Raw genomic sequence first — 25041 nt, forward strand, 5'->3', positions numbered from 1 at the left:
CACAATCTATTTGTTCTGTGTGTTCTCTATGCGACTCGACAAGACTTCTCGTTTGAGAAAACTTCGAGATACTTATTACAAACGTAATAAATAACATTAAAAATACTATAGAGAAAACCTTTTTCATTAATGATGTAAAATTAGACGTTTTACTTTGTTCGTTTCTTATTTAAAAAATCAGATAAATATTCAAAAACGTGACAATTTTATTCTTTTTGACTATTCTAAAACCTTTGATGAATAAAATTTAATCTTACTTTAAAATGATTAATGTATTTAATTTCAATATTTTAATTATTTATTAAAATAAATCATTACCACCCGAAATCACTTATTTAATTTCTACGGAAGCTTCCAAACCAAATCAACTGCAACATAATGCACACCCGATTTAGCTTCTGAATAATTCCTAATCAAGTTGTTAACATAACCAATATCCATCGTCAACGGAGAATTCGGAATTTGGAACATATAATAAAGTCCCAAACGCGTTTCTTTGTACGCATATTTTGTCCAATGTTTTTCCACATCGTTCATATAACTCGTCGCAAACAAACCTTCGGCACTAAGCGCTAAAGATTGCTTATTCTTATCAGAAATTGGATACGTTAATTGCGATTTTACACGTGTTCTTAACTGAAAATTTTCGTCAACTTCATTAAAATCAGCATCAAAAAACTTTCTGAATTCTTGTCTAATTGTATTCTTCCATTTCAACTTTCCTAAATTCGCAGTATACGCATAACGCCCATAAACTCTAAACTCCTGCTCTATTCCTTCTTTGTGAAAAGGTGCTTCGGAATCAAATTCATTTTGACGACGATAGCTTATCGCATAACTATATTGTTGATTAGACTTGTATTTATTGTAAATCTCATAATTCAAGACTAAAATTGCAGGTTTATCAACTGGATTATAATTATCTGGCGAACTTTTTCGTCCCATTCCAACATATGCAACCGCATATTTATTTCCTGTAGAATCTAACTTATGTTGCACGCCAAAAGCAGCCCAAGAAGCGGTTTTAGCTTTCCCTAAACCTGGAGGACTTAGTTGTCCAAAACTATTACTAATCGTGAATAAAAAGGCAGCAACAATGCTTATTTTGCGTGTAATTGAAATCATTTTTATGTTTTGTTTGTTTTATTTTTATTAGAATGAATAGCTTAACGTAGCCATCATATTACTTGGAGATCCAGGGAAAACGCGCGTGTAATCAATTCCTCCTTGGAAATAATATTTGTCGAAAATATTGTTGAACTGTACTGAAATTTTTAATGGGTTCAAATCATAATAAATTGCAGCATTTACCACTGTGTAATCTGGCAAAAATCCCCACTCAGCATTACCTTGTGCATTTTTCCCAACAGAATTTTCCATACGTCGATCACTTACATAAGAAGCGCCAAGACCAAATCCTAAACCTTTGAACGTATCATGTAAAACCGAATATTTCAGCCATACATTCGCCATATTTTTCGGTGCATTTGGCAAAGGCATTCCAACTTCCGAAGCAACAGAAGAAGCTTTAACCTTTGTGTCTGTGTACGTATAATTGAAACTCATTTGTAAATTACGATGCAATTGTCCACGTAAATCAAGCTCCAAACCTTTCGAAGAAACTTTCCCCGATTGACGATAAACAGGAAAACCAGCATCGCTCAATTGTCCTGTTGGCATCATCATATCATTGCGTTGAATTTGATAAAGCGCTAAATCTATTTGCAATTTCTTCTTGAAAAATTCTGTTTTCAATCCTGTTTCTACTTGGAAACTTCTCTCTGATTTGAATGGTTTATCAGCACCATAATTTTTGTAATTTGCTACATAATCAGCAGCAATTGGCACATAACCTTGCGAATAATTAGCGAAATAATTTATTGTTGGCGTTACTTTATATGTCAATCCCACACGAGGTAACCATGTATCTTGAGTTGCTGAATAAGGCGTTTTTGGATCTGCACTTTCTGATGTATAATGCTCGTAACGCAAACCAAATAACATTTCTAATCGATTAAACTTTACCTGATCTTGTACATAAACGCCTGTTGTTTTGTAAGAACTCAAAAATGGAAAAGACGCTTGTTTTAACCATTTGTAGGAAGATAAATCTTTCGATTCGTAAATTGGATGATTCAAATCAAATGTCAACGGAACAATTTCTCCATTCACCTCTTTGCTTCTCGCTTCTTTCTGCTGATTGTCCGCATCTGGCTTATATTGCGCATAATCAACACCAAAAATTATATTTTGTTTTACTTGTCCTTTTTGCAATTTATAATTCAAAAAAGCAACGGCATTATCTGTATAATCAGTCGCTTCACGAGACAAGAAACGCATGTTTACAATTGTGTTATATGGTGCATCTGCAAAACTATTCAACGTTCTGTGTTCGTTTAATTTTTCTTTATAAATTGATTTCGAATAATTAAGCGTTAATGATAAATTGTCTAGAATCTTTTGTGTCAATTTTGTACGAAATGAAAATGTTTCTGTTTTGAAAAAATCTGATGGTTGAGACAATGTAAAAGAACGATTGATTGCATATAGATCTGTTTGTTTCACACCCATTCCACGATCCAAATAACCATCAAAATTGTCGTACGTCAAATCCACATCGATTTGTGTTCCTTTTCTTGGTTTGAACGTAAAAGATGGCGCTACTGAAACTATTTTTTGATTGTTATTTTTTCTGAATGTTTTACTTGTTTGGTAACCTGCATTCAATCTATAAAATAAATTATTACTCAATGGTCCACCAATATCCAAGGTTGTACGCAAAGTTTCAAAACTTCCTGATGAAAAACTGACAGCACCTTTGAAATCTTCCAATGGTTTTTTACTCACTAAATTAATTGTTCCACCTGGCGCAATATCACCAAATAACGTTCCTCCCGAACCTTTCAAAACCTCGATTCTTTCCAAATTAATCGTCAAAGGCGAATTGAAATAACTTGTTCCATAACCAAAACCAGAGCGCAAACCATTCACCAAACGCAAACTATTTCCGTATCCGCTGCTAAAACCTCTCAATGTATAATCGTCATAAGATGAAGCTTGATTAACACCCGATAAATCATGCACCATATCCGAAACTTTAAACGCTTGTTTATCGTCCATCAATTGGCGATTCGCAATACTAATTGTCTGTGGTAAATCTTTCAGATTTCCATTCAATTTTCCATCAAAAGTGATCGTATGTTGATAATATGAATTCTTTTTATCCGAACTAATTAAAACTTCTCCTAATTGTGTCGATTCCTTTGATAAATAGATTTTAAGACCTGTTTGCTCGTTCCAATTTTGTTTTGTAATCACAAAATTTGTTGAATTCAAACCATCAGCCATAATCGAAATTGTCAACGGAAGTTGAACTTCTTTTTCGAATTTAAACTCTCCATTTTCAGCAGTTTCTACGTTGTACGTGTCATTTTCAATCGAAATAATTGCATTCGAAATTGGTTGGTCTTCTTGATTTAGAATTTTACCAAAAATCATTTTTGCTTCTTGTGCAGTAGCTGTTATTCCAAGAAAAATGAAAAAACTGAACGTGATAATTTTATACATGAAAGATGTTTTCATTTTGAGAAATATTATTTTTTAAATCAATTGTACCAATCTCTTTTTGCATGTGATAAGTCGGAAAATTTGATTCTTCGCAAAACATCATCAAATCAAAACCTTGTTTCAACCAAAACTCATACGCTCCTGGTAAACTTGGATGCGTGTGCAAATACAAACGATGAATATTTTTTTGATGCGCTTGTTTTTCCAATTCCTGAAACAATTGCGTTCCCAAACCAAATCGACGATAAGCTGGTTCGACAAACAAACGAGCAACCTCAACCGTTTTTTCTTTACCAACAGAAAGATGAGGAAAACGATAATCGAAAGGCATCATACCGATAACGCCAATAATTTTATTGTTTTCATCACGCGCCTGAAGAAAAATTCCTGTTTGGCTTTCGATGTAATTTGATATAAAATTCAACAAGTCTTTTGGAACAATTGTCGGATCTAATGTTGGAAATAAATCGCGTCTAAACTCGATCACATAAGGCAATATTTCTTCGACCTGATGAGTTTCAACAGGTGTAATTTTTATATTTTTCATTCAATTTTTATTTTAATTGTGGCACAAACAATTGTTTTCCTTGATGAGTTAAATTCAATAAAGGCAATTGATACGTTTCTTGCAGAATATTTTTAATTTCTTCTTGATTATAATTTTCTAAATCAACCAATTGATGATTTTTCATCATATAAAATTGATCACCATACATAAATGCCAAATTAGGATCATGCATCACACAAAGCACTGTTTTTCCTTGCTTGACAAGTTCTTGTAAGGTTTCTAAAACCAAAACTTGGTAATGTAAATCCAAGTGATTCGTTGGTTCGTCTAACATCAAAACATCTGGATTTTGAACCAAAACACGACACAACAACACCAATTGTCTTTCTCCACCAGAAAGCGAAGTATAAGCTTTGTCTTTTAAATGCCATAAATTAAACTTCGTCAACATTTCTTCAACAATTTGATAATCTTCATTTTTAGGAGAAAATCTCGAAAAAGAAGCGCGACCAGTCATCACTACATCAAAAACTTTGAACGGAAAAGTAGTTTGATGAAACTGCGTCATAAAACCTAAACGAAGCGAAGATGATCCAATTTTTATCTTTCTACGTTCTTCATTTCCAATGAAAACATTTCCGTCGTATTTCTTCTCCAAACCTGCAATGATGTTAAACAAAGTTGATTTTCCACTTCCGTTTTTTCCCATCACAACAGATAATTTTGCTTCAGAAAAATTGACATTTACATCATTCAGAATTTTATCTTTTCCGTACGTAAACGATAAATTTTGTATGTTAACTATTGCTTTCATTAGTTCCAATTTGCTGCGTTTTTTCTCATCAGATAAATAAAAATTGGTGCACCAATCAACATTGTAAAAACACCAACCGGAATCTCAAAAGGCATTACCGTTCTCGAAAAATCATCGATTACTAAAAGAAGAGTTCCGCCAATACTAATATTTGCCCAAACCGTTTTTTCGTTATTTGGTCCAAAAAACATTCGACTAATATGTGGAACAATTAATCCAAATAAACTTATCACACCAACTGCAGCAACACAAGCGGCTGTAATTAAAGTTGCAACACCTATCAAAACAACCTTCAAAAGTCCTGGTTTTACGCCAACTGCAAGCGCTTCTTCATCGCCCAAAGACAATAAATTGAGTTTCCAACGGAATAAAATAATAATGGTTAAACCAATTAAAATCGGATAAAAAGCAATTTCTACTTTTTCCCAAGAAGCTGTATGTAAATTTCCCATCGTCCATTGCACAATCATTTGCAATTTGTATGGATCGCTGATGTATTGTAAAAGTGTCAAAACAGCTGTAAAAACTCCAGAAATTATCATTCCTGATAAAACCATATTGATTAACGAACTTTTGACGTTTGTTTTAGAAATTAAATACGTTAATAAAACAGCGCAAATTCCAAATACAAATGCTGAAATATTGATAGATAATACAGGAACAACCATTGCTAAAGCTGCGCCAACAGCAGAACCAGATGATATACCTAATGTAAATGGATCTACAATTGGGTTTCTGAAAATTGCCTGTAAAACATTTCCAGAAGATGCCAAAGCTGCACCAACAATAAACGTTAATACAATACGAGGTAAACGAACTTGCCACAAAATAGTTTCTATACTTGATTGAGGTAAATTAGTTGTTCCCGAAATTAACTTGCTCATTGCAGATGAACTGTAACGAATCAACTCCGAAATACCTACAAAATTCGTTGCGCCCATTGTCATAGAAAGAATGACAACCGTAAGTGGTAAAATCAAAAGTAGACCGTAAGATTTCAATTTAGATTGCATTTTTCTTGTATAAATCTGGTTTTTGGTACAATTGCATGATATCATTTTGTACCTCTTTATCTAATTGTTCCGTCGAATAAGCCGAAGGATAACACCAATTGCGAAGTTGTTTGGCAAATAATAAAAACTTAACTGTATGCGGATCGTAATAAAACGCAGGATTCATAGCGAAAACTTGTTTTGATTTTACCGCTGGCAAAGCATCCAATTCTTTTAGTTGATACACCTCATCAAGGCTCGAATTCCAAAGAACAATCAAATCTGGATTCCATTTATAGATCGATTCTGCACCAACATTTGGCGATTCCATTTCTAATGGACAAGCATTTTCTGCACCCGATAATTTGATCGCTAAATCTAATAAAGTTCCTTTTCCAGATGTCGAAAAAATACGTCCTTTAGACCACGCATAATAGACTTTTTTAGGTTTTTCATTTACAGAAGCTTTCAACTTTTTAGCCTCTGCTTTTACATAAGAAACCACTTCTTCTGCACGCTGTTTTTTTCCTAATAAAGTTCCCATTCCAAGCAATTCTTTGTAAATCTTATCTTGACTTAAACTTGAAACGGTAAAAACTGGAATATTTAATTCTTCTAATTGCTGAATTGTTTCGATATTTTGTTCATAAACAATCGCTAAATCAGGTTGCAAACCAACAATTGTTTCGATATTACTTGATCCACCTCCAAAAGTTGGCGTCGCAATTGTTTTATTTTTAATTCGCTCATCTAATTTTGCATAGAACTCAAATTTATCTTCATTCTGAAAAACTTGTTGCGGAATTCCAACCACTTTATCTTCGGCGTGCAACATGTAAATTTCGTCCAAAGAAGGTTCAAAAAGTACAATCACTCGTTTTGCTTCTTGTGGTAACAAAACCATTTTTCCACGACTATCTTCCGCTTTTATTTCACCTTGTCGTTCGCTCTTTTTTGAAGAAGAAGAATGACAACTTTGAAAGAAAATAAAGAATGATAAAATAAGGGTTATACGATGAAATATTTTACAATTCATGGTTTAATTTTTTACCAAATTTTTTAATAAAAATTCACTGATTAATTGTGCTTCGACAAGTTGTATTTTATCTTGATAACGAGTCAAAAGTTGCTCGTACATACGACCATCATAAGGAAGCAAAAGTTGATTATCGTCGTCGTTTTTCCAATAAATAGGAAGGTGACGATTGCCAACGAAGTAACAAAAATCAGCGGCATCGGACTTCGACTTTGCAGAAAACTGAATACACAAACAAGGTTTTATGTAAACTAAAGCTATTAATTTGTTTTCATGAAATAATCGATCGCCGTTCTGCCACTCATTTTTAGTTTGTAATCGAAGTTCTAATGTTAAACCAGCAGTTGTTTTTCTCGTAATTTTTTGTTTTCGAATCTCAAACCATTCAATCGTTAATTGATCCAAAATATTTTCCACTTCTTCAGTTTTTGACTGAATTTCATCTATAATTACCAACTGATTTTCCATTGTTTCGATCTATTATTTTTGTTGTGCAGCTTCTTTTTTCAACTGAACTTTCTCTTTCAACCATTGACACCATTCGTCAATTCCTTCTCCATTCAACGTACTGATTGTTTGCACTTCTAAGTTTGGATTAACCTCTCTTGCATCCTTTGTAACCGCCTCGATAGAAAAAGGAACATATGGTAATAAATCTGATTTAGAAACCAACATCAATTCACTTGTTAAGAACATACGTGGATATTTCTTTGGTTTGTCATCACCTTCAGTTGTAGCGATAAGTGTAACACGATAATCTTCACCTAAATCAAAAGCAGATGGACAAAGAAGATTTCCTACATTTTCGATAAATAATAAATCTGTTCCATCCAAATTAATATGATCCAAAGCTTGTAAAATCATTTGCGCTTCGATATGACACATTCCGCCTGTTACAATTTGTAAAGCATTGATTCCTACTTCGCGCATACGAACTGCATCACGCTCCGTTTCTGGATCACCAACTAAAACAGAAATATTCAATTCTTTACTCAAACGTTTTCCAATTTCTTGTAACAACGTTGTTTTTCCTGATCCTGGAGACGAACAAACATTGATGATACAAACATCTTTCAGACGTTCGCGAATTGCATTTGCAACATAATCGTTGGCTTTTAATAAATGTAAAGTTGTGTTGTCGCATTGAACAGATCCTACTCTATTCCCAAGACTTTTTGGATTTTGTGTATTTGTTGACATAATTGAAATATGTTTAATGATTATTTATTTTTAAAGATGACTTGCGAGATAAAAAGCTCATTTCCTTTGACAATTGTGCTGGATGGTGTTGAACAATCTTCGCAAACAAATTTGTGATAGTTGACTTTGAAATTTTTGTGACATTTTTCGCAATACGCTACAATTTCATTGACCAAAACCTCTAGCTCGATTTCATTATAATTTTGGTTATCAGCTATAAATGCATCAAATGCATTTTGAATTAAAACAGGTTGAACATTTGATAAAAGTCCAGCTGTAATTTGAACTTTTTCTATATCTTCTATCTTCGAATCATAGTGCTCGTTCAACGTATCAAATATGTCTTTGACAATACTTAATTCGTGCATAATTTTTAATTTTTGTGAATAGATTACCTCTTTCTAAACAAAATGAATGCTTAGAAAATAGTTATATATAAGGAAACTTCGTGTTTATCAGATAAATGGTAAACCGTAGATATAATGCCTCAAAAGGCAAATTTTATTAGTTGAAGTAGAAAATAAATCAGAAAAAACACGAACACAAATCTGCTGATTAAAATTAAATTTAACATCTGCGTTGATAAATTCATCAAAAGAAAAATCATTCGTTTTAGACTCTTCTATCATTGTGTTGAATATCACTTTCTCTGAATCGTGAAATTTTGAAGTTAGATTTTCGACATTTTTAGGTGCATGATTTTGATTTGTTTTGTTGACATTAACTAACAGAACAAATAAAAGAAGTACAGCTGCTATGTAACTAATCGCTTTCATTTCGAGTGTAAAGGTACTACAACATTCTACCCAAAGGATTATTCAAAATAGAGGATAAATGTTCAAAAACGTTACAAATCAATAAAAATTATTTCGTTTACAAAAACGAATTTAAAATTGTTTATCGATACATTTTTATTGTTTTACAATAAATTTATTTTGTAATTCAAAATATTTATATTCAATTTGAAAAATAAATAATTACTAAATATGGAAACTAAATTTTATTTAAAAATATTCAAATGAAACAAGAAAACGATTTAACGATATAAATTATGGCGATTATTATCAATTTAGATGTCATGATGGCAAAACGAAAAATGTCGCTAAATGAATTGAGTGAAAAAGTTGGTATTACGTTATCCAACTTATCTATCCTAAAAAATGGAAAAGCTAAAGCAATTCGTTTCGAAACTTTGAATGCAATTTGCAAAGCTTTAGATTGCAAACCAGGTGATATTATTGACTATATGGAAGATTAAAACAAAAAAAGGAACTCAATATTGAGATTCCTTTTTATATTTTTTTAAATAATTTCTTACTTAATCGTGATTTCGTTTCGGTTTAATTGAAGAAAACCTTCCTTTTCTAAAGCTTTTAATAAACGAGAAATAACAACACGAGAAGTATTGAGCTCATAAGCAATTTCTTGATGTGTTTTTACCACAACTTTACCTTTGTTGATACTTGCGACATCCAACAGATATTTCTTCAAACGTTCGTTCATATCATTAAAAGCTAAATTGTCAATCGCTACCAACATTTCCTCCATTCTATTATTGTAACTATCAAAAATAAAACGTCTCCACGATGGGTATTTTGCCAACCATTCGTCCATTTTTACAATCGGAATCATCACCAGTTCTCCATCAGTTTCGGCTACAGCACGTATTTTACTTTGTTTATCACCCAAACAACACGCCATCGTCATAGCACATGTATCACCTTTTTCGAGAAAATACAACAACAGTTCTCCTTCATCAAAATCTTCGCGCATAATCTTGATTGCACCACTCAAAAGAATTGGCATTCCTTTGATAAATTGGTTCAAATCTATCATCACATCATTCACTTTAAATTCTATCAAAGATCCTAATTCATCGATTTCATTCAATAATTCTTCTTCAAATTGATATGGATAAGTTGTTTCTATTTTCTCTTTTATCATGTTTAATGTGGGATTTTGTTTCTAATTTTTCCGTAAAGAAAGGTACCGATTAATGCACCTAAAATTGTAATTAAAATTGGATAAACTCCCGCGCCTAATAACACAAATATTGGTCCAGGACAAGCGCCAACTAAAGCCCAACCTAATCCGAAGAAAATTCCTCCGATCAAATAACGAGCAATTGATTTCGTTTTGGGTTGAATCACAATTTTTTCACCATCGATATCTTTTACTTCTTTCTTTTTCATCCATTGTATTCCAATCAAACCTGCAACCAAAGCCGAACCAATAAATCCGTACATGTGGAAAGATTGAAAATTGAACATTTCGAAAATGCGAAACCAAGAGGCCGTTTCTGCCTTGTACATGGTTACACCAAAGATAACACCTAATATGATATAAACTAAACTTCTCATGAGATTAAAAAATTAAAGGAAACAAAACGTGAACCATCAAAAGTCCACCGATAAAAAAGCCGATAACAGCGATTAATGAAGGTAACTGCAAATCACTTAAACCCGAAATCGCATGCCCAGATGTACAGCCTCCTGCGTAGCGCGTTCCAAAACCAATTAATAATCCACCAACAAATAATAAAGCAATATTTTTAACAGACATCGTTTCAAAAATTTCGGTTGGAGAATATGCTTTTCCTGCACTTTCGAATCCCATTGCATTCAATTTTGTAATTGTAGCTTCTGAAATTTCAGGTATTTGATTATCTGATAAAAAATGTACCGAAACAAAACCTCCTATTACTGAGCCAACTAAGAATAATAAATTCCATTTTTGAGCTTTCCAATCAAACGAGAAAAAATCACATGATTTTCCTCCTCCCAAAGCTGAACAAATCGTTCTGAAATTTGATGAAAATCCAAAACTTTTTCCGAAATAAATCAATAAAAGCATTACAATTGCGATTATTGGTCCGCCAATATACCATGGCCAAGGTTGTAAGATAAATTCCATTTTGTATTTTTTCTAAAACGTGTACAAAGTTGGTAAATCAAAATTAAAATGAAAGTTACAAATGTTACAGTTTACTTAAGATATATTATTTCAAAATCAATCCAAGAATTTTATACATTTGATCATTAATGAAAAAAATCAATAAACGAAAAGTTTTAAAACGAATGCTTTACTTCCTATTAAGTTTGATTGTAATTCTTGTAATTGCAACTTTCGCGGTTCTACAAATGAATACTTTTGGTGCTGATGCAACTGGAAAACGATTGGAACGAATAAAACAATCGAAGTTGTATAAAAATGGACAATTTCAAAATATTCATCACACGCCTGCATTTGCTGAAAGTTTTGATACCAAAAAAGTGATGTGGGACTTTTTCTTTGGTGCGAAAAATCCAAAACTTAATCCTAAAGATTCTATTCCGCATATTCAAACAGATATTAAAGCGATCAATAAAAACGAAAATGTGTTTATTTGGTTGGGACATTCGTCTTATTATTTTCAATTGAATGGTGTTAATTTCCTAATCGATCCTGTTTTTAGTGATTACGGTTCGCCTTTACCAATTTTCAATAAAGCATTTAAAGGAGCAAATACGTATCACGCAAAAGATTTCCCAAAGATTGATTATTTGGTTATTTCACACGATCATTACGATCACTTGGATTATGAAACAGTGAAAGAATTACGTCCAAAAGTGGAGAAAGTGATTCTTCCGCTTGGAGTTGGCGCACATTTCGAGAAGTGGAATTATCTACCAGAACAATTAATCGAAGAAGAATGGAACACAAGCGTTTTATTAAAAAATGACTTAAAAATTACTTTTACACCAGCTCGTCATTTTTCTGGTAGAAAATTTAAACGAAATACAACACTTTGGACTTCTTATGTATTGGAAACACCTACGCAAAAAATATTTTTAGGTGGTGACAGCGGTTATGATACGCATTTCAGAGAAATTGGAGAAAAATATGGTCCGTTTGATTTTGCAATTCTCGAAAATGGTCAATATAATGATGCGTGGAAATATATTCATGCTTTACCAACAGATTTGCCTGTAATTATCAACGATTTGAAAACAAAACATATTATTCCTGTACATGCTGCAAAATTTGCTTTGGCAAAACATGCTTGGGACGAACCTTTGGAAAAAATTATAGAGAATGGTAAGCAAAATAAGCTCGATATTTTGACGCCTATGATTGGTGAACCACTAAATTTGAACGATTCTGTCTTCAACTTCAAAGAATGGTGGAGGGATTAAAACATTTATTCCCGAATAATATTCGAAATATTTTTTAAATCTTTAAACAATATTCGAAATTATTGATTTATAATAAGTTTATTCTGAATTATCTTCAGAAAACCATTTGTATTCCGTAATTTTGGCAACTGAAATTTAACTTTAAACAAAAAAATAAACAAAATGGAACTGAATAGAGAACGTCTATTGGAATTGGTGCAAAAATATGGTGCGCCCTTGTATGTATATGATGCGAACAAAATTAGATCGCAATATGAAAAGATGACAAATGCATTTTCTACAGTCAAACGTTTAAAGTTAAATTATGCATGTAAGGCGAACACAAATCTTAATATTTTAAAGTATTTCAAATCACTTGGTTCAGGATTGGATACGGTTTCTATTCAAGAAGTAGAATTGGGATTAATGGCAGGTTTCAAACCAAAAGAAATCATTTATACGCCAAATGGTGTTTCGTATGCTGAAATTAAAAAAGCAATTGATTTAGGTGTTCGCATCAATATCGATAACCTTTCTGTTTTAGAAACATTTGGTCAAGATTTTCCTAAATATCCAGTTTGTGTGCGTATTAATCCACATATTATGGCAGGTGGAAATGCAAATATTTCGGTTGGACATATTGATTCAAAATTCGGAATTTCTATTCACCAATTACCACATATCAAACGTGTTGTAGAAAATACAGGTTTACATTTGGATGGTGTTCACATGCATACAGGTTCTGATATTTTAGATATTGATGTTTTCTTACAAGGAGCTGAAATTTTATTTGAAGTTGCAGCAGAATTCAAGAATTTATCTTACATCGATTTTGGATCAGGATTTAAAGTTCCTTACTATCCAGGCGCAGACGAAACAGATATTGAATATTTAGGAGAGCGTTTATCAGCTCGTTTCAATGAGTTCGAAAAAGCGTACGGAAAACCTTTGACATTAATGTTCGAGCCAGGAAAATATATGGTTTCTGAAGCAGGATCTTTCTTAGCAACTGTAAATGTTGTGAAACAAACAACTTCTACTGTTTTTGCAGGAATTGATACAGGTTTCAACCATTTAATTCGTCCAATGTTTTATAGTGCTCATCACGAAATTGAAAATATTTCAAATCCAGAAGGTCGTAGCCGTTATTACACAGTTGTGGGATATATTTGTGAAACAGATACGTTTGGATCGAATCGTAAAATAAATGAAATTAGCGAAGGAGATGTGTTGTGTTTCCACAATGCTGGAGCATATTGTTTCTCGATGGCTTCGAACTACAATTCGCGTTTCAAACCTGCGGAAGTCTTGTTAATTGACGATAAGGATTATTTAATTCGTCGTCGCGAAACAATTCAAGATTTAATCGCAACAACAGAGGATATAAAATTCTAAGCTCAGAATTTTTATATATTTTTATAGTATTTTAAAGCTCAATTCAAGGATTGGGCTTTTTATTTCCCTAACTTCAGAGGTTTGCTAAAAAATATATCATGTATAACACTTCTTACTAAATTTTGTTCATATGTTTTTGAATCATCATATTCGTAAGGAATTCATTTCTCAACTGGCTTTAAAGGAGAAACATCTTGTTGTTGATTTGTATAATTTTTGATATAATCTTGCATCAATTCATTGTTCTTTTCAAGTGATAAATCTTGTGAATATTTAAAATCAAAATATCCAGATTGTTGAGCAAAATTCATCAACAATTTATTTTTTAAATTATCATTCTGAGCAACTTCTTGCGCAAAAAGAGCAATTGGAAAAAGAAAGAATAAAAGTGGTTTCATTATCAATCATTTACTTTTTTAAAGTTATGAAAATATTTTGAAGATATAATCTATCCAATTTTAAAAACTTTACAATGACATTCGTCTTATGCAATTCGAAATGAATTAAATACTTTTGCCTCAAAGTTAGTATATGGAAGAAAAAAAAGACAAACGAAGTACCTCTCAAAAATTAATAGACGATGCTTTCTTCCTATTTTTGATGATTCTTGGAGCTTTTTGTGTGTTAATAATTCTTGTTGTGGTCTAAAAAATGAAACTATTTGATACTTATTTTAGTTTCTATATTCTGAGTTGGATTTTCATCAAACTTACACGAATTTATTCCATAGAAATTGAGTATCTCAACCATTATTTGACAGATATTTTTGCCGTTCCTGCAATGACACATTTGGGAAGTTATATCATTTCGAAAGTAAAATACAACAATCAATTATATATTTACCCTACAAGTTATTTGGTCATTACAGCGTTCGTTCTCAGTTTTTTGTTAGAATTTCTTATGCCAAAATTTTCTTCAAATTACACAGCAGATATATTGGATGTTGTCTGCTATTTTATCGGAATTATTTTTTACTTAAAAATTCATAAACCATACTTAATTCAAAAATATACTACTTCTGAATTTACTCCGTCTTGAAAATTTTCATTCTACCAACCATAATAACCATAATCAATCCAAAACAAGCAAATAACGCATAAGAATATCTCAAATCAAAAGCTTCAGCAATATAACCAATCAGTGGTGGTCCCATCAAAAATCCTAAAAAAGAGATACTTGAAACCATTGCTAATGCAACGCCTGGATTTACATTTTTGTTTTTTCCTGCTACACTATAAACCGTTGGCACATTACACGCAACGCCCAATCCAACCATCATAAATGCAATTGTACACACAATAAATTGAGGAAAAAATACTGAAAGCATCAAACCAGAAAACATCAAAATTCCACTAATTTGCATCACGCGTTGTTTTCCGTATTTGCTGATAAAATAATCGCCTACGAAACGTCCTGTCGCCATCATCACCATAAACGAAGCATAACCAACGACAACTAAATTCTGCGGTGCTTTTACAATATCTTGGAAATAAACTCCACTCCAATCGAACATCGCACCTTCTGTTGCCATGCTCAAAAAACCAATAATTCCCAATTGAACCAAAACTGTATCTGGTTTAGAAAAAATAGATTTCTTTTCCTTTGTTGGAGCTGGCGTAGAATCGACTAAATATTTTTTATTAATAAACCAACTCAAAATGATTAGGCCATAAATAATCACAAAATGATAAAATGTATTCACATGCAAATTCATCATCAATAATCCAATCAAAGCACCCGTAAAACCAGCTATACTCCACGCTCCATGAAAAGATGACATAATCGATTTTCCATATATTTTCTCAACCTCAACACCTTGCGTATTCACCGAAATATTGCACATGTTTCCGATTACTCCAAAGAAAAATAACACAGCACCTAATTGATAAAAATTTTGAGCTAGACCTATGCAACAAAGTATCAAAGGATAAATTAAAACAACAATTCGTAAGACATTTTTGCTTCCAAATTTCGCTACTAATTTTCCGGAAAGTGCCATTGTACACAATTGACCAATCGGCATTAACAACAACAAAGTTCCTAATTGTCCTTCTGAAATTCCTAAATCTGATTTGATTGTCGGAATACGACTTGCCCATGAAGAAAAGGCTAAACCTTGCGAAAAAAAGAAAAGCGAAACAGCTAAACGAATGCGATTTTTTTGAGTTGATGATAATTCTGTTGATGAATGCATGGCTAAAAAATGATTTGCAAAGTTAAGCTACTCTCCCGAAATTATAAACTCAAATGCAAAATAGGATAAGCTTTTCCTTCACCATCTTTTTCAGAACGAGAAATAACCTTAAAACCTTGACTTAAATAAAAATCAATTGCTTGCTGATTTTGTTCATTCACATCGACAGATTTTACATGCAATTCTTGAATAGAAAAATCCAACAACGCCTTCCCTACTCCTTTTCGTCGAAAATCATTGTGAATAAATAACATTTCGAGATTTTGTTCTGCGACACCGACAAATCCTACCAATTGATTTTCTATCTCGTAACCAAACAAAGTTACATGCGGAAAATAATTTGGTAAATTTTCTTTATAATATTCGAAATCTTCTTTTGCTAAAAAATCGTGTGTGTTTAGTACTGCACTTTCCCAAATCTCTCTCAATCTCGGAAAATCTACTTCTTCAATTCTTCTAATCATGACTAAAATTAATTACAACAAAGATATAAACGACTCTTTTCAAAAAAAACAATAAAAATATTCTATTGAGAATCATTTTGTTAAAAATTATTTTAAAAATAATTGTTTTTAGAATTTGGAAAAACGAAAAAGCGTTCTATATTTGCACTCGCAATACCGCAATAAACTGCGTTATTGGAGAGTTGGCAGAGTGGTCGAATGCGGCAGTCTTGAAAACTGTTGAGGGTCACACCTCCGGGGGTTCGAATCCCTCACTCTCCGCGAAAAGCTTGAACACTGGTTCAAGCTTTTTTGTTTTCAAGCCAAACGAATAGATTTTATGAATATTCTTTTTGTGATAACTTCATCACGAATTCGCTTCCAACGCCATATTCGCTAAATACATCCAACGTTCCTTTTTGAGCTTCGATAAATTCTTTGCTAATAGCCAATCCTAAACCTGTACCTTCTTTGTGAGTGCCTGGTACACGAAAATAGCGGTCGAAAACTTTGGGTAAAAATTCGGTTGGAATCCCAATTCCTTCGTCTTTAACTTTGAAGGATGTTTCGGTTGTTGTTTGTTCAATAGTAATCCAAATTCGAGCATTTTCGTGAGAATAATGTATTGCATTTGAGATTAGATTTGATAAAACCCAAGCTGTTTTTTCAAGATCAACTTTTATAGATTCTAAATGATTTGGAATATTCGTTTCTATGATTAAATGCTTTTGTTCAGCTAAAGTTTGATTGGCTTTAACTGCATTTTCTACAATTTCGATAGGGAAAACTTCTGTTTTATTCATTTGAATTGTACCACTTTCTATCTGTGTTAAGTTGAGTAATTCTTTTGTTATTCGCAATAAACGATGTACATCATCGTCAATACTAGTTACCAAATCATTTTGTTCTTCGTTTAATGTTCCTATTTGCTTATTTCGAAGCAATTGCAAACTCATTTCCATAGATGAAATAGGCGTTTTAAATTCATGCGAAACTGTAGCAATAAATCGTGTTTTGGCTGCATCTAGTTCTTTAAATTCGGTAATGTTTCTAAGAATAATCACATGCCCAACAACTTGTTTTATCGTTTCTCCTGTTGGAATTATTTCGATGTGAAAAATTTCTTTGGTAAAAAATTGTTCTTTTTCATCCACTACAATTTGCAAAGGTTTTTCGTCTTTTATAATTTCTGTTTCGATATTTTGCAATAACAATCGAATCAAATCATTGTGCAAAGCCAAATCTTTACCTGCCTTATTTACCATTTGTTTAGCAGATAATCCTGTTACTTTTACAGCTTCATTATTCGCGAAAATTACTTGCATTTGTTCATCCAAACCAATTACAACATCGTGCATATTATTAATCAACGTTTCCATTCTTGTTTTTTGTTTTAGAATAGTTGCTAAATGACTTTCGTTGTATTCTTCTAATTTAGAAGCCATGGTGTTAAAAGATTGTGCTAAATCGCCAAATTCATCTTTTTTGTCTAAATACACGCGTTCTTTGTAATTATTCGAAGCAATTTCCTTGATACTATTCGTCAATTTTTGAATAGGATTTGCAATATTAGACGGAATCTTCATTAAAGAATTAAAGGCTATAAAAATACATGCGATACCTGTGAAAATGATTAATAAAATGGCTTGATTAGCGGTCTTTTCAGCAAATTCACTTTTAATTTCTATGGCTTGCATATTCATTTCCATCATTTCTAAAAGCGAAATTCTAACATCTTTTAATAGTTCTGGAGAATGATTTCCTTCTTTATAAGCATCAAATTTATCTCGAATCTGTTGATTCAATTCTTTTTCACCTTGTTCTGTTGCGTTTAATTCTTGATTTGCTAATTGCTTTTCAAACGATTTGGAATTAAAGTTTTCCGCATCATTTAAATTTCGCATCATACTTTTTGCATAAATCAACGAGTTGTAATTATCATGCAAAATATTTTGTGTATCATTTTTCAATGAATAAATAGACCTAGTTGCTACAGCTGCCAATAATACAATCAATAAAAACAGCAAGCCTAATCCTAAGCGAAGTTTAGTTTTAATTCTCATTTTGATAAAATAATCACATCAACATGTAACGAAGATAGTTTTTTTAGTAATTGATTAAATACATTCGTAGCCAAAATAATCTGGATTAAATTTAACTTTGGTTTTCCCAAGCAAACAGTGGTAATATTACGCAATTCAATTTGTTGAATGATAGCTGTAGAAACTCGTTGATTCTTTACTTTAATAATTTCAGCACCTAATTCTGTAGCTAATTTTAAATTATTGATGAGATGTCGTTGTTTGTCCAAAGCAATTTTATTAGGATGTTCTTTTGGCGTTTCTACGTACAATACAAACCAACGTGAATTATAATATCCAGCCAAACGAGCGGTTTTTCGAATAACAGTTTTGGCATTTTTATCATTGCTACTAATGCATGCCAAAAAACGCGACGGTTTTGCATAAACAGATGATACATATTCGGTTTCAACCTTTTTTTCTACATGAGAAGCAACTTCTTTTAAAGCCAATTCACGTAATTGTAAAATATTTGAAGGAATAAAAAAGTTGTTTAAAGCCGTTTGAATTTTATCTTTCGGATAAATTTTTCCTGTTTTTAATCGTTCAATTAAATCATCAGCTGTTAAATCTATATTTACAATCTCATCTGCTTGTTCCAAAATTATATCAGGAATTCTTTCCGAAACGTCAATTGTTGTAATTTCGGAAATACTGTTATTCAAACTTTCTAAATGTTGAATATTTACAGCAGAAATAACATTGATACCAGCATCTAAAATTTCCATCACATCTTGCCAACGTTTCGCATGTTTGCTTCCAAAAACATTAGAATGTGCTAATTCGTCCACAATAACAATTTCGGGTCTTTGTTTTAGGATTTCTTCCAAATCCATTTCTTCGACAGATTTACCTTTGTAGTAAATTATTTTTCGTGGAATTATGGTTAATCCTACAACAAGATTTTCTGTTTCGACACGTTTATGGGTTTCGATATATCCAATTTTTACATCGATTTTATTTTTTTGCAATTCGTGTGCTTCTTGCAACATACGATACGATTTTCCAACGCCAGCGCACATTCCAATATATACCTTAAACTTGCCTCGTTTCGATTTCCGAATCAAGGCAAGAAAGTCTTCTGCTGTATGTTGTGTTTCTTTTTCCATTTATAGTTTTAATGCTAAAGAAGTTGTGAAAAATGTTTCATTTGATACATTTTTATCATTTCGAAAATAGATATCATCTTTACTCGAAAAATTTCTAATTTCTGTTCTCCACATCAAATTATTTGTAAAATAATGATCTAAATTCAAAGAAAAGCCAACTGTTTTGAAACCATTTTGTGTATTCGTTGAGATTATTACACCTTTTTCGTCAGCATAATATTCGGCACGTGCAGTTGCAGACCATTTTTCATTGAATGTATATTGCCCAACTAAAATAGGACTGTACCAAATATTATAACTGTCTGATCCTTTCGATTTTTGTTGTGCACCAATATCAAAACCTGCGGTTATTGAAAGCTTTTTAATAGGTTTAAAAACAGCATAAAGATGATGGAAATAACGCATTTGACGCAAAGAATCAGGAGTATCGCTACCAATAAACGAACTGCTGTTGATCGAAAATTTTTCATTTGGTGTGTAAGTAATTTGATGTCCAAAAGCTGGTGTTGAATTACCATCAAGACGCTTGATACGTTGCCAACCATTTAAATAATGCAAACTCATTGCCCATTTGTTATTAGGCGAAATATAACTCAGCTTAACACCAGTTGAAAAATACGGTGAATTCTCTGCTTGAATACTTCGTGTAAGTGTTGCTACATTAGCACCAATTGCGCTTTCAAATCCAATGTGAGAAGGCATAATACCTGCATCTAGCCACAAGTTTTTATTCTTTGAAAGTTTGACACCAATATTTGCTTCGTAAATATTTCTTAAACCATCAGGTTCTGAAGCAAGGTTTGATTGCGTATAAGTTCCTGCCATTAAAGCAAGATTTCCTCGAATTCGTTCATCAGTGTATTGCAATTGAATTGTTCCGAAGTTTAAATTCACCTCATTGTGTCGATTAAACGAATACAAATAATTAGGAAGCTGATTATTTTTTGGTTGATTAAAATCGTACGTATAATAAACTTCTGCATAACCAGAAAGTTTTAATTTCTGAATAGAATCGTTTTGAGCTTGAACATTTAAACCCAAAATAAAAGAACCAAAAGCAAGTATTTTTTTCATTATTTCGATAATTTATCCAATTCGATATTCAGTTTTAAGACATTGATTTTATCAGGACCTAAACTTCCTAATAAAGGTTTTTCAATTTGGTTATCAATCAATTCTTTTACTTTTTCGGGATCTAAACCTCGTGCTTTTGTAATTCGATCAACTTGCACAATTGCTCCTTGAACTGAAATATTAGGATCTAAACCACTTCCACTAGCCGTAATTAAATCTACAGGAACGTCTTCTTTTTTTGCCGTTGGATTTTTTTGAAGAAAATCATTTAAGCGTTTTTCAACTTCTTGCAAATATTCTTCATTATTTGATCCTTTGTTACTTGCGCCAGAACCTGCTGCATTGTAATCTACAGCAGATGGTCGCCCCCAGAAATAATGATCTTTTGAAAACGATTGTCCAATATTTTCGTAATAGTGCTGATTGTTTTTATCGGCAACTAAAAAACTTTTTCCTTGATTTGGAGAAAGTTGGGCAATTCCCCACATAGCTAACGGATATAATACCATTAAAAGGAGCATTAAGCTAAATGTTAGTAAAATTGCTTTTATACTATTTTGTTTCATTTTGTATTAGTTTTAAAAATTGCTGTTTTGAATTTATTAATAGAATATTGAACTCCTTCAAAACAGCTCATTACATTAATTAAAAAAATATGGAAATAAAGATGTCGATTAGTTTTATCCCGATAAATGGAACGATGATTCCTCCAATTCCATAAATCAGTAAATTTCTTCTCAAAAGTGCACTTGCTCCAATTGGTTTGTATGGAACACCTTTTAAAGCTAAAGGAATCAAGAAAGGAATAATAATGGCATTGAAAATAACAGCCGATAAAATAGCGGTTTCGGGACTATGTAAATTCATGATATTCAATCCTTGTAAGGCTGGAATTGCGGTAATGAACAAAGCAGGTATGATGGCAAAATATTTTGCGACATCATTTGCAATACTAAAGGTTGTTAAAGTTCCGCGTGTCATTAATAATTGTTTTCCAATTTCAACAACTTCAATTAATTTGGTTGGATCATTATCTAAATCTACCATATTTCCGGCTTCTTTTGCTGCTTGCGTACCGCTATTCATGGCTACACCAACATTAGCTTGCGCTAGAGCAGGAGCGTCATTTGTACCATCGCCCATCATAGCAACCAAACGACCTTCGGTTTGTTCTTTTTTGATGTAATTCATTTTATCTTCCGGCTTTGCTTCCGCAATAAAATCATCTACACCTGCTTTTTCTGCTATAAATTTTGCAGTCATAGGATTATCACCTGTTACCATAACCGTTTTGATTCCCATTTTACTTAACCGAGTAAAGCGTTCTTGAATTCCAGTTTTGATAATATCTTGTAATTCGATCACTCCTAAAACTTGTTCATTTTGAGAAACAACTAAAGGTGTTCCTCCATTTTGAGCAATCTCATTGGCTTTCATTTGAATTTCGTTTGGAAAAGTATTTCCAGCATTTTCAACCAAATTTTTGATAGCATCTAGAGCTCCTTTTCGAATACGGATTTGATCAAAATCAATTCCTGAACAACGTGTTTCTGCGCTAAAATTGATGAAAATAGGATGTTGAATTGCGTATTTTAATGGATCTATCTGAACTAATTCTACAATTGATTTTCCTTCAGGAGTTTCATCACTCATCGAACTAAGCACTGCTGCTTTTTCTAAAGCTTCCATTTCTATTCCAATTGCAGGATATAAAGCTGTTGCTTTACGATTTCCGATTGTAATGGTTCCTGTTTTATCCAATAATAAAACATCTATATCGCCTGCTGTTTCTACTGCTTTTCCACTTTTTGTAATGACATTTGCGCGCAAAGCTCTGTCCATTCCAGCAATTCCGATTGCGGATAATAAACCTCCAATAGTGGTTGGAATTAAACATACAAATAATGAGATTAAAGCGCCAATGGTAATGGGAACATTTGCATAATCAGCGAAAGGTTTTAGGGTAACCATAACAATGACAAATACTAATGTAAAAGCAGCTAATAAAATGGTTAAAGCAATTTCATTTGGAGATTTCTGACGATTTGCACCTTCAACTAATGCAATCATTTTATCTAAAAAACTTTCTCCTGGTTGTGTCGTAACTTTGACTTTAATTCGATCCGAAAGAACTTTTGTTCCTCCAGTAACCGAACTTTTATCGCCTCCAGCTTCACGAATTACAGGTGCACTTTCTCCTGTAATAGCACTTTCGTCGATCGTTGCTAAACCTTCTATAATTTCACCATCGGTTGGAATTATATCTCCAGCTTCACAGATAAAAATCATATCTTTGATTAGAGCAGAAGACGAAATGATTTCACCATTTTCTAATTTAGCAGGCGTTTCTTCTCGCGTTTTACGTAAACTATCAGCTTGAGCTTTTCCTCTTGCTTCAGCAATTGCTTCAGCAAAATTGGCAAATAATAATGTAAAAAGAAGTAAGATGAAAATTGAAAAATTATACCCAAAACTACCTTGAGATGTTTCACCTAAAAGAATCCAAAAGCAAACTCCTAACATAATTGCAGTACCAATTTCTACAGCAAACATGACAGGGTTTTTATATAAAGTTGCTGGATTTAGTTTGATGAAAGCTTCTTTGAAGGCTGTTTGTACCAATGTTTTTTCAAATAAATTGGTTTTATTTTCTCGTGTCATTTTCTAAAATTTTGGAGTTGAAAAATAATCAGCAATGGGACCTAAGGTTAAAGCTGGAAAAAATGCTAAGGCTGCAACAATTAAGATGATGGCAAAAACAATACTTCCAAAAGTTGCTGTATCGGTTGCTAAAGTTCCTGAACCTTCTGGAACAAAATGTTTTTTTGCTAATAATCCAGCAATTGCAACAGGACCAATTATAGGTAAGAATCGTCCTAAAATTAATACAAAACCAGTTGCAATATTCCAAAATGGAGTGTTGTCTCCTAATCCTTCAAAACCAGAACCGTTGTTTGCAGCAGATGAAGTAAATTCATATAACATTTCACTAAATCCATGATACGAGGAGTTGTTTAAGGTTGATAGTGTTTCACTTGGTATTCCAGCAGCCAAAGCTGTTCCTACTAAAATCAAGAATGGATGTAAAAGGGTAATCATCATGGCGATTTTCATTTCTTTGGCTTCTATTTTTTTTCCAAAAATTTCAGGTGTTCTACCAACCATCAATCCACTAATAAATACCGCTAAAATTACAAATACAAAGAAGTTTAAAATACCAACTCCTACACCTCCATAAACACTGTTGATCATCATAGCTAACAGTTCATTCATCCCAGATAATGGCATTGTACTATCGTGCATAGAATTGACTGAACCTGTAGAAATAACGGTTGTTGCGATGCTCCAAAATCCTGAAGCGGCAGAACCAATTCGAACTTCTTTACCTTCCATTGCACCTAATGAATTATCAATACCGAGTCTTTCAATCATTGGATTTCCTTGCGATTCCATGTAAACATTCGGAATCGTTAAACATAGAAAGCCAACAGTCATGACACCAAACATCATCCAAGCAAATTTTCTGCGATTAGTATAAACGCCAAATGCAAATAACATCGCCAACGGAATCAGCATTTGTGCAATCATTTCCGTCATATTACTTATATATGTTGGATTTTCGAATGGGTGTGCAGAGTTGGTACCAAAGAATCCTCCGCCATTTGTTCCTAAATGTTTTATGGCTATAAAAGCTGCTGCAGGTCCTCGAGAAACTTCCACTTTATTTCCTTCTAAAGTCATCATTTCATCTTTTCCTTCAAATGTCATTGGAGTTCCTTGAAAAATTAAGATTGATGATACAATTACACATAATGGCAATAAAATACGCGTAATCGATTTGATGAAATAAGTATAAAAATTACCTAAAGTTGTCGTTGTTTTTTGTCGAAAGGCTTCAAATAATGTAACTGCTGCTGCCATACCGGTTGCTGCACTCACAAATTGTAAAAACATCAGCCATAATTGCGCTAAATAACTTACGCCTGTTTCTCCTGAATAGTGTTGTAAATTACAATTCACTACAAACGAAATAATCGTATTGAAAGCCAAATCAGGACTCATACTTGGATTTTTATCTGGATTAAAAGGTAACAGACCTTGTGTCATTAATAGGATAAATCCAATGATAAACCAAATCAAGTTAATCGTTAATAATGCACTTAAATGTTGTTTCCAATTCATCTGTTCCTCCGAATTGATACCTGATATTTTGAATAACAACTTTTCTATTGGGGAAATTAATCGGTCTAAAAAAGTTGGTTTATTGAGATAAACACGTGCAATATAATTTCCTAACGGAATGGAAAGAGCGATCGCAACTAAAAATTGTACGATAACGCCAAATATTTCTGAATTCATTTTTACGAATAATTAAGTTTAAAATTTTTCGGGTTTTAATAGCACATATACCAAGTATACAAACAAGGCAATGGCGATGATTAATAAGAAAATCATAATGAATGGATTAGATATT

General features: G+C 32.5%; 27 protein-coding genes and 1 tRNA gene. 5 read left to right on the forward strand and 23 right to left on the reverse strand.

From position 1 onward, the window contains the following. Positions 1 to 342: 342 nt before the first annotated feature. The 10 genes from N5E64_RS04325 to N5E64_RS04370 form a co-directional block, all read right to left on the reverse strand. Positions 343 to 1125, reverse strand: coding sequence for a DUF2490 domain-containing protein (locus N5E64_RS04325; protein ID WP_280035925.1), 783 nt, complete (start codon positions 1123 to 1125; stop codon positions 343 to 345). A 27-nt stretch (positions 1126 to 1152) separates the two neighbouring features. Next, positions 1153 to 3582, reverse strand: a complete 2430-nt coding sequence (locus N5E64_RS04330) for a TonB-dependent receptor (RefSeq protein WP_280035926.1) — start codon at positions 3580 to 3582, stop codon at positions 1153 to 1155. Then, positions 3560 to 4114 (reverse strand): GNAT family N-acetyltransferase, encoded by a 555-nt coding sequence (locus N5E64_RS04335; protein WP_280035927.1) that lies wholly within the window; start codon positions 4112 to 4114, stop codon positions 3560 to 3562. The genes N5E64_RS04330 and N5E64_RS04335 overlap by 23 nt, the downstream gene beginning before the upstream one ends. Positions 4115 to 4121: 7 nt before the next feature. Then, positions 4122 to 4889: an ABC transporter ATP-binding protein gene (locus tag N5E64_RS04340; RefSeq protein ID WP_038336657.1), complete on the reverse strand. Its 768-nt coding sequence runs from the start codon at positions 4887 to 4889 to the stop codon at positions 4122 to 4124. Beyond that, complete coding sequence (locus N5E64_RS04345) at positions 4889 to 5902, reverse strand: iron ABC transporter permease (RefSeq protein WP_280035930.1); 1014 nt, start codon at positions 5900 to 5902, stop codon at positions 4889 to 4891. The genes N5E64_RS04340 and N5E64_RS04345 overlap by 1 nt, the downstream gene beginning before the upstream one ends. Continuing rightward, on the reverse strand, positions 5892 to 6917 hold the full coding sequence (locus tag N5E64_RS04350; RefSeq protein ID WP_115000027.1) for an ABC transporter substrate-binding protein: 1026 nt from the start codon (positions 6915 to 6917) through the stop codon (positions 5892 to 5894). Before N5E64_RS04350 ends, N5E64_RS04345 begins: the two co-directional genes overlap by 11 nt. A gap of 3 nt (positions 6918 to 6920) precedes the next feature. Then, the gene (locus tag N5E64_RS04355; RefSeq protein ID WP_115000026.1) at positions 6921 to 7385 is read right to left on the reverse strand and encodes an urease accessory protein UreE; all 465 of its coding nucleotides are present in this window, start codon (positions 7383 to 7385) and stop codon (positions 6921 to 6923) included. A gap of 12 nt (positions 7386 to 7397) precedes the next feature. Further along, the gene (hypB, locus tag N5E64_RS04360; protein WP_280035932.1) at positions 7398 to 8117 is read right to left on the reverse strand and encodes a hydrogenase nickel incorporation protein HypB; all 720 of its coding nucleotides are present in this window, start codon (positions 8115 to 8117) and stop codon (positions 7398 to 7400) included. 20 nt (positions 8118 to 8137) lie between these two features. Beyond that, positions 8138 to 8485 carry a hydrogenase maturation nickel metallochaperone HypA gene (locus N5E64_RS04365; protein ID WP_280035935.1) on the reverse strand — a complete coding sequence of 116 codons (348 nt, stop codon included), beginning with the start codon at positions 8483 to 8485 and terminating at the stop codon, positions 8138 to 8140. An 87-nt stretch (positions 8486 to 8572) separates the two neighbouring features. Then, positions 8573 to 8893, reverse strand: coding sequence for a hypothetical protein (locus tag N5E64_RS04370; protein WP_280035938.1), 321 nt, complete (start codon positions 8891 to 8893; stop codon positions 8573 to 8575). A gap of 275 nt (positions 8894 to 9168) precedes the next feature. On the opposite strand from N5E64_RS04370, the gene N5E64_RS04375 reads away from it, so the two are divergent. Continuing rightward, positions 9169 to 9375: a helix-turn-helix transcriptional regulator gene (locus N5E64_RS04375; protein WP_280035940.1), complete on the forward strand. Its 207-nt coding sequence runs from the start codon at positions 9169 to 9171 to the stop codon at positions 9373 to 9375. A gap of 56 nt (positions 9376 to 9431) precedes the next feature. Here the strand turns inward: N5E64_RS04375 and N5E64_RS04380 are convergent, their stop codons facing one another. From N5E64_RS04380 to N5E64_RS04390, 3 genes are read right to left on the reverse strand one after another with little or no spacing between them, the layout of a single operon-like run. Next, a complete protein-coding gene (locus N5E64_RS04380) occupies positions 9432 to 10061 on the reverse strand; it encodes a Crp/Fnr family transcriptional regulator (RefSeq protein ID WP_280035941.1) in 630 nt (209 codons plus the stop codon). Positions 10062 to 10063: 2 nt separating this feature from the next. Further along, positions 10064 to 10477 (reverse strand): YeeE/YedE family protein, encoded by a 414-nt coding sequence (locus tag N5E64_RS04385; RefSeq protein ID WP_221856328.1) that lies wholly within the window; start codon positions 10475 to 10477, stop codon positions 10064 to 10066. Between the two features lie 4 nt (positions 10478 to 10481). Beyond that, complete coding sequence (locus N5E64_RS04390) at positions 10482 to 11030, reverse strand: YeeE/YedE family protein (protein ID WP_280035945.1); 549 nt, start codon at positions 11028 to 11030, stop codon at positions 10482 to 10484. Between the two features lie 128 nt (positions 11031 to 11158). Here N5E64_RS04390 and N5E64_RS04395 point away from each other — a divergent pair, with 128 nt between their 5' ends. Then, positions 11159 to 12292: an MBL fold metallo-hydrolase gene (locus N5E64_RS04395; protein WP_280035947.1), complete on the forward strand. Its 1134-nt coding sequence runs from the start codon at positions 11159 to 11161 to the stop codon at positions 12290 to 12292. 162 nt (positions 12293 to 12454) lie between these two features. Next, on the forward strand, positions 12455 to 13666 hold the full coding sequence (lysA, locus tag N5E64_RS04400; protein WP_125350173.1) for a diaminopimelate decarboxylase: 1212 nt from the start codon (positions 12455 to 12457) through the stop codon (positions 13664 to 13666). Positions 13667 to 13827: 161 nt separating this feature from the next. On the opposite strand, the gene N5E64_RS04405 is transcribed toward lysA, so the two are convergent. Next, positions 13828 to 14064, reverse strand: coding sequence for a hypothetical protein (locus tag N5E64_RS04405; RefSeq protein WP_219034542.1), 237 nt, complete (start codon positions 14062 to 14064; stop codon positions 13828 to 13830). Positions 14065 to 14317: 253 nt separating this feature from the next. On the opposite strand from N5E64_RS04405, the gene N5E64_RS04410 reads away from it, so the two are divergent. Then, complete coding sequence (locus N5E64_RS04410; protein WP_280035950.1) at positions 14318 to 14704, forward strand: hypothetical protein; 387 nt, start codon at positions 14318 to 14320, stop codon at positions 14702 to 14704. Here N5E64_RS04410 and N5E64_RS04415 read toward each other — a convergent pair. Further along, positions 14691 to 15860 carry an MFS transporter gene (locus N5E64_RS04415; RefSeq protein ID WP_280035951.1) on the reverse strand — a complete coding sequence of 390 codons (1170 nt, stop codon included), beginning with the start codon at positions 15858 to 15860 and terminating at the stop codon, positions 14691 to 14693. The genes N5E64_RS04410 and N5E64_RS04415 overlap by 14 nt on opposite strands. Before the next feature lie 41 nt (positions 15861 to 15901). After that, a complete protein-coding gene (locus N5E64_RS04420) occupies positions 15902 to 16324 on the reverse strand; it encodes a GNAT family N-acetyltransferase (RefSeq protein ID WP_114999301.1) in 423 nt (140 codons plus the stop codon). A 176-nt stretch (positions 16325 to 16500) separates the two neighbouring features. Between N5E64_RS04420 and N5E64_RS04425 the strand changes: the two genes are divergently transcribed. Further along, positions 16501 to 16585: transfer RNA gene (locus N5E64_RS04425), tRNA-Ser, on the forward strand. A gap of 56 nt (positions 16586 to 16641) precedes the next feature. Here the strand turns inward: N5E64_RS04425 and N5E64_RS04430 are convergent. From N5E64_RS04430 to kdpF, 7 genes are all read right to left on the reverse strand, one after another. Then, positions 16642 to 18366, reverse strand: a complete 1725-nt coding sequence (locus N5E64_RS04430; RefSeq protein WP_280035953.1) for an ATP-binding protein — start codon at positions 18364 to 18366, stop codon at positions 16642 to 16644. Then, entirely contained in the window at positions 18363 to 19493 is a 1131-nt protein-coding gene (locus tag N5E64_RS04435) for a sensor protein KdpD (RefSeq protein WP_280035955.1), read from the reverse strand. Before N5E64_RS04435 ends, N5E64_RS04430 begins: the two co-directional genes overlap by 4 nt. Continuing rightward, positions 19494 to 20567 (reverse strand): porin, encoded by a 1074-nt coding sequence (locus N5E64_RS04440; RefSeq protein WP_280035956.1) that lies wholly within the window; start codon positions 20565 to 20567, stop codon positions 19494 to 19496. Next, positions 20567 to 21133, reverse strand: coding sequence for a potassium-transporting ATPase subunit C (locus N5E64_RS04445; RefSeq protein WP_280035958.1), 567 nt, complete (start codon positions 21131 to 21133; stop codon positions 20567 to 20569). Before N5E64_RS04445 ends, N5E64_RS04440 begins: the two co-directional genes overlap by 1 nt. Positions 21134 to 21212: 79 nt before the next feature. Then, positions 21213 to 23228, reverse strand: a complete 2016-nt coding sequence (gene kdpB, locus N5E64_RS04450) for a potassium-transporting ATPase subunit KdpB (protein ID WP_280035959.1) — start codon at positions 23226 to 23228, stop codon at positions 21213 to 21215. A 3-nt stretch (positions 23229 to 23231) separates the two neighbouring features. After that, positions 23232 to 24926: a potassium-transporting ATPase subunit KdpA gene (gene kdpA, locus N5E64_RS04455; RefSeq protein WP_114999277.1), complete on the reverse strand. Its 1695-nt coding sequence runs from the start codon at positions 24924 to 24926 to the stop codon at positions 23232 to 23234. 18 nt (positions 24927 to 24944) lie between these two features. Further along, positions 24945 to 25022 (reverse strand): K(+)-transporting ATPase subunit F, encoded by a 78-nt coding sequence (gene kdpF, locus N5E64_RS15780; protein ID WP_369012327.1) that lies wholly within the window; start codon positions 25020 to 25022, stop codon positions 24945 to 24947. Between the last annotated feature and the right edge of the window lie 19 nt (positions 25023 to 25041).

Origin of the sequence: Empedobacter sp. GD03739 (assembly GCF_029843245.1) — a bacterium.
GTDB lineage: Bacteria > Bacteroidota > Bacteroidia > Flavobacteriales > Weeksellaceae > Empedobacter > Empedobacter falsenii_B.

Excerpts from the sequence above, each read along its gene's own strand:
- N5E64_RS04325 (WP_280035925.1), bottom strand. The coding sequence starts at position 1,125 with ATGATTTCAATTACACGCAAAATAAGCATTGTTGCTGCCTTTTTATTC.
- N5E64_RS04330 (WP_280035926.1), bottom strand. The coding sequence starts at position 3,582 with ATGAAAACATCTTTCATGTATAAAATTATCACGTTCAGTTTTTTCATT.
- N5E64_RS04335 (WP_280035927.1), bottom strand. The coding sequence starts at position 4,114 with ATGAAAAATATAAAAATTACACCTGTTGAAACTCATCAGGTCGAAGAA.
- N5E64_RS04340 (WP_038336657.1), bottom strand. The coding sequence starts at position 4,889 with ATGAAAGCAATAGTTAACATACAAAATTTATCGTTTACGTACGGAAAA.
- N5E64_RS04345 (WP_280035930.1), bottom strand. The coding sequence starts at position 5,902 with ATGCAATCTAAATTGAAATCTTACGGTCTACTTTTGATTTTACCACTT.
- N5E64_RS04350 (WP_115000027.1), bottom strand. The coding sequence starts at position 6,917 with ATGAATTGTAAAATATTTCATCGTATAACCCTTATTTTATCATTCTTT.
- N5E64_RS04355 (WP_115000026.1), bottom strand. The coding sequence starts at position 7,385 with ATGGAAAATCAGTTGGTAATTATAGATGAAATTCAGTCAAAAACTGAA.
- hypB (WP_280035932.1), bottom strand. The coding sequence starts at position 8,117 with ATGTCAACAAATACACAAAATCCAAAAAGTCTTGGGAATAGAGTAGGA.
- N5E64_RS04365 (WP_280035935.1), bottom strand. The coding sequence starts at position 8,485 with ATGCACGAATTAAGTATTGTCAAAGACATATTTGATACGTTGAACGAG.
- N5E64_RS04370 (WP_280035938.1), bottom strand. The coding sequence starts at position 8,893 with ATGAAAGCGATTAGTTACATAGCAGCTGTACTTCTTTTATTTGTTCTG.
- N5E64_RS04375 (WP_280035940.1), top strand. The coding sequence starts at position 9,169 with ATGGCGATTATTATCAATTTAGATGTCATGATGGCAAAACGAAAAATG.
- N5E64_RS04380 (WP_280035941.1), bottom strand. The coding sequence starts at position 10,061 with ATGATAAAAGAGAAAATAGAAACAACTTATCCATATCAATTTGAAGAA.
- N5E64_RS04385 (WP_221856328.1), bottom strand. The coding sequence starts at position 10,477 with ATGAGAAGTTTAGTTTATATCATATTAGGTGTTATCTTTGGTGTAACC.
- N5E64_RS04390 (WP_280035945.1), bottom strand. The coding sequence starts at position 11,030 with ATGGAATTTATCTTACAACCTTGGCCATGGTATATTGGCGGACCAATA.
- N5E64_RS04395 (WP_280035947.1), top strand. The coding sequence starts at position 11,159 with ATGAAAAAAATCAATAAACGAAAAGTTTTAAAACGAATGCTTTACTTC.
- lysA (WP_125350173.1), top strand. The coding sequence starts at position 12,455 with ATGGAACTGAATAGAGAACGTCTATTGGAATTGGTGCAAAAATATGGT.
- N5E64_RS04405 (WP_219034542.1), bottom strand. The coding sequence starts at position 14,064 with ATGAAACCACTTTTATTCTTTCTTTTTCCAATTGCTCTTTTTGCGCAA.
- N5E64_RS04410 (WP_280035950.1), top strand. The coding sequence starts at position 14,318 with ATGAAACTATTTGATACTTATTTTAGTTTCTATATTCTGAGTTGGATT.
- N5E64_RS04415 (WP_280035951.1), bottom strand. The coding sequence starts at position 15,860 with ATGCATTCATCAACAGAATTATCATCAACTCAAAAAAATCGCATTCGT.
- N5E64_RS04420 (WP_114999301.1), bottom strand. The coding sequence starts at position 16,324 with ATGATTAGAAGAATTGAAGAAGTAGATTTTCCGAGATTGAGAGAGATT.
- N5E64_RS04430 (WP_280035953.1), bottom strand. The coding sequence starts at position 18,366 with ATGAGAATTAAAACTAAACTTCGCTTAGGATTAGGCTTGCTGTTTTTA.
- N5E64_RS04435 (WP_280035955.1), bottom strand. The coding sequence starts at position 19,493 with ATGGAAAAAGAAACACAACATACAGCAGAAGACTTTCTTGCCTTGATT.
- N5E64_RS04440 (WP_280035956.1), bottom strand. The coding sequence starts at position 20,567 with ATGAAAAAAATACTTGCTTTTGGTTCTTTTATTTTGGGTTTAAATGTT.
- N5E64_RS04445 (WP_280035958.1), bottom strand. The coding sequence starts at position 21,133 with ATGAAACAAAATAGTATAAAAGCAATTTTACTAACATTTAGCTTAATG.
- kdpB (WP_280035959.1), bottom strand. The coding sequence starts at position 23,228 with ATGACACGAGAAAATAAAACCAATTTATTTGAAAAAACATTGGTACAA.
- kdpA (WP_114999277.1), bottom strand. The coding sequence starts at position 24,926 with ATGAATTCAGAAATATTTGGCGTTATCGTACAATTTTTAGTTGCGATC.
- kdpF (WP_369012327.1), bottom strand. The coding sequence starts at position 25,022 with ATGATTTTCTTATTAATCATCGCCATTGCCTTGTTTGTATACTTGGTA.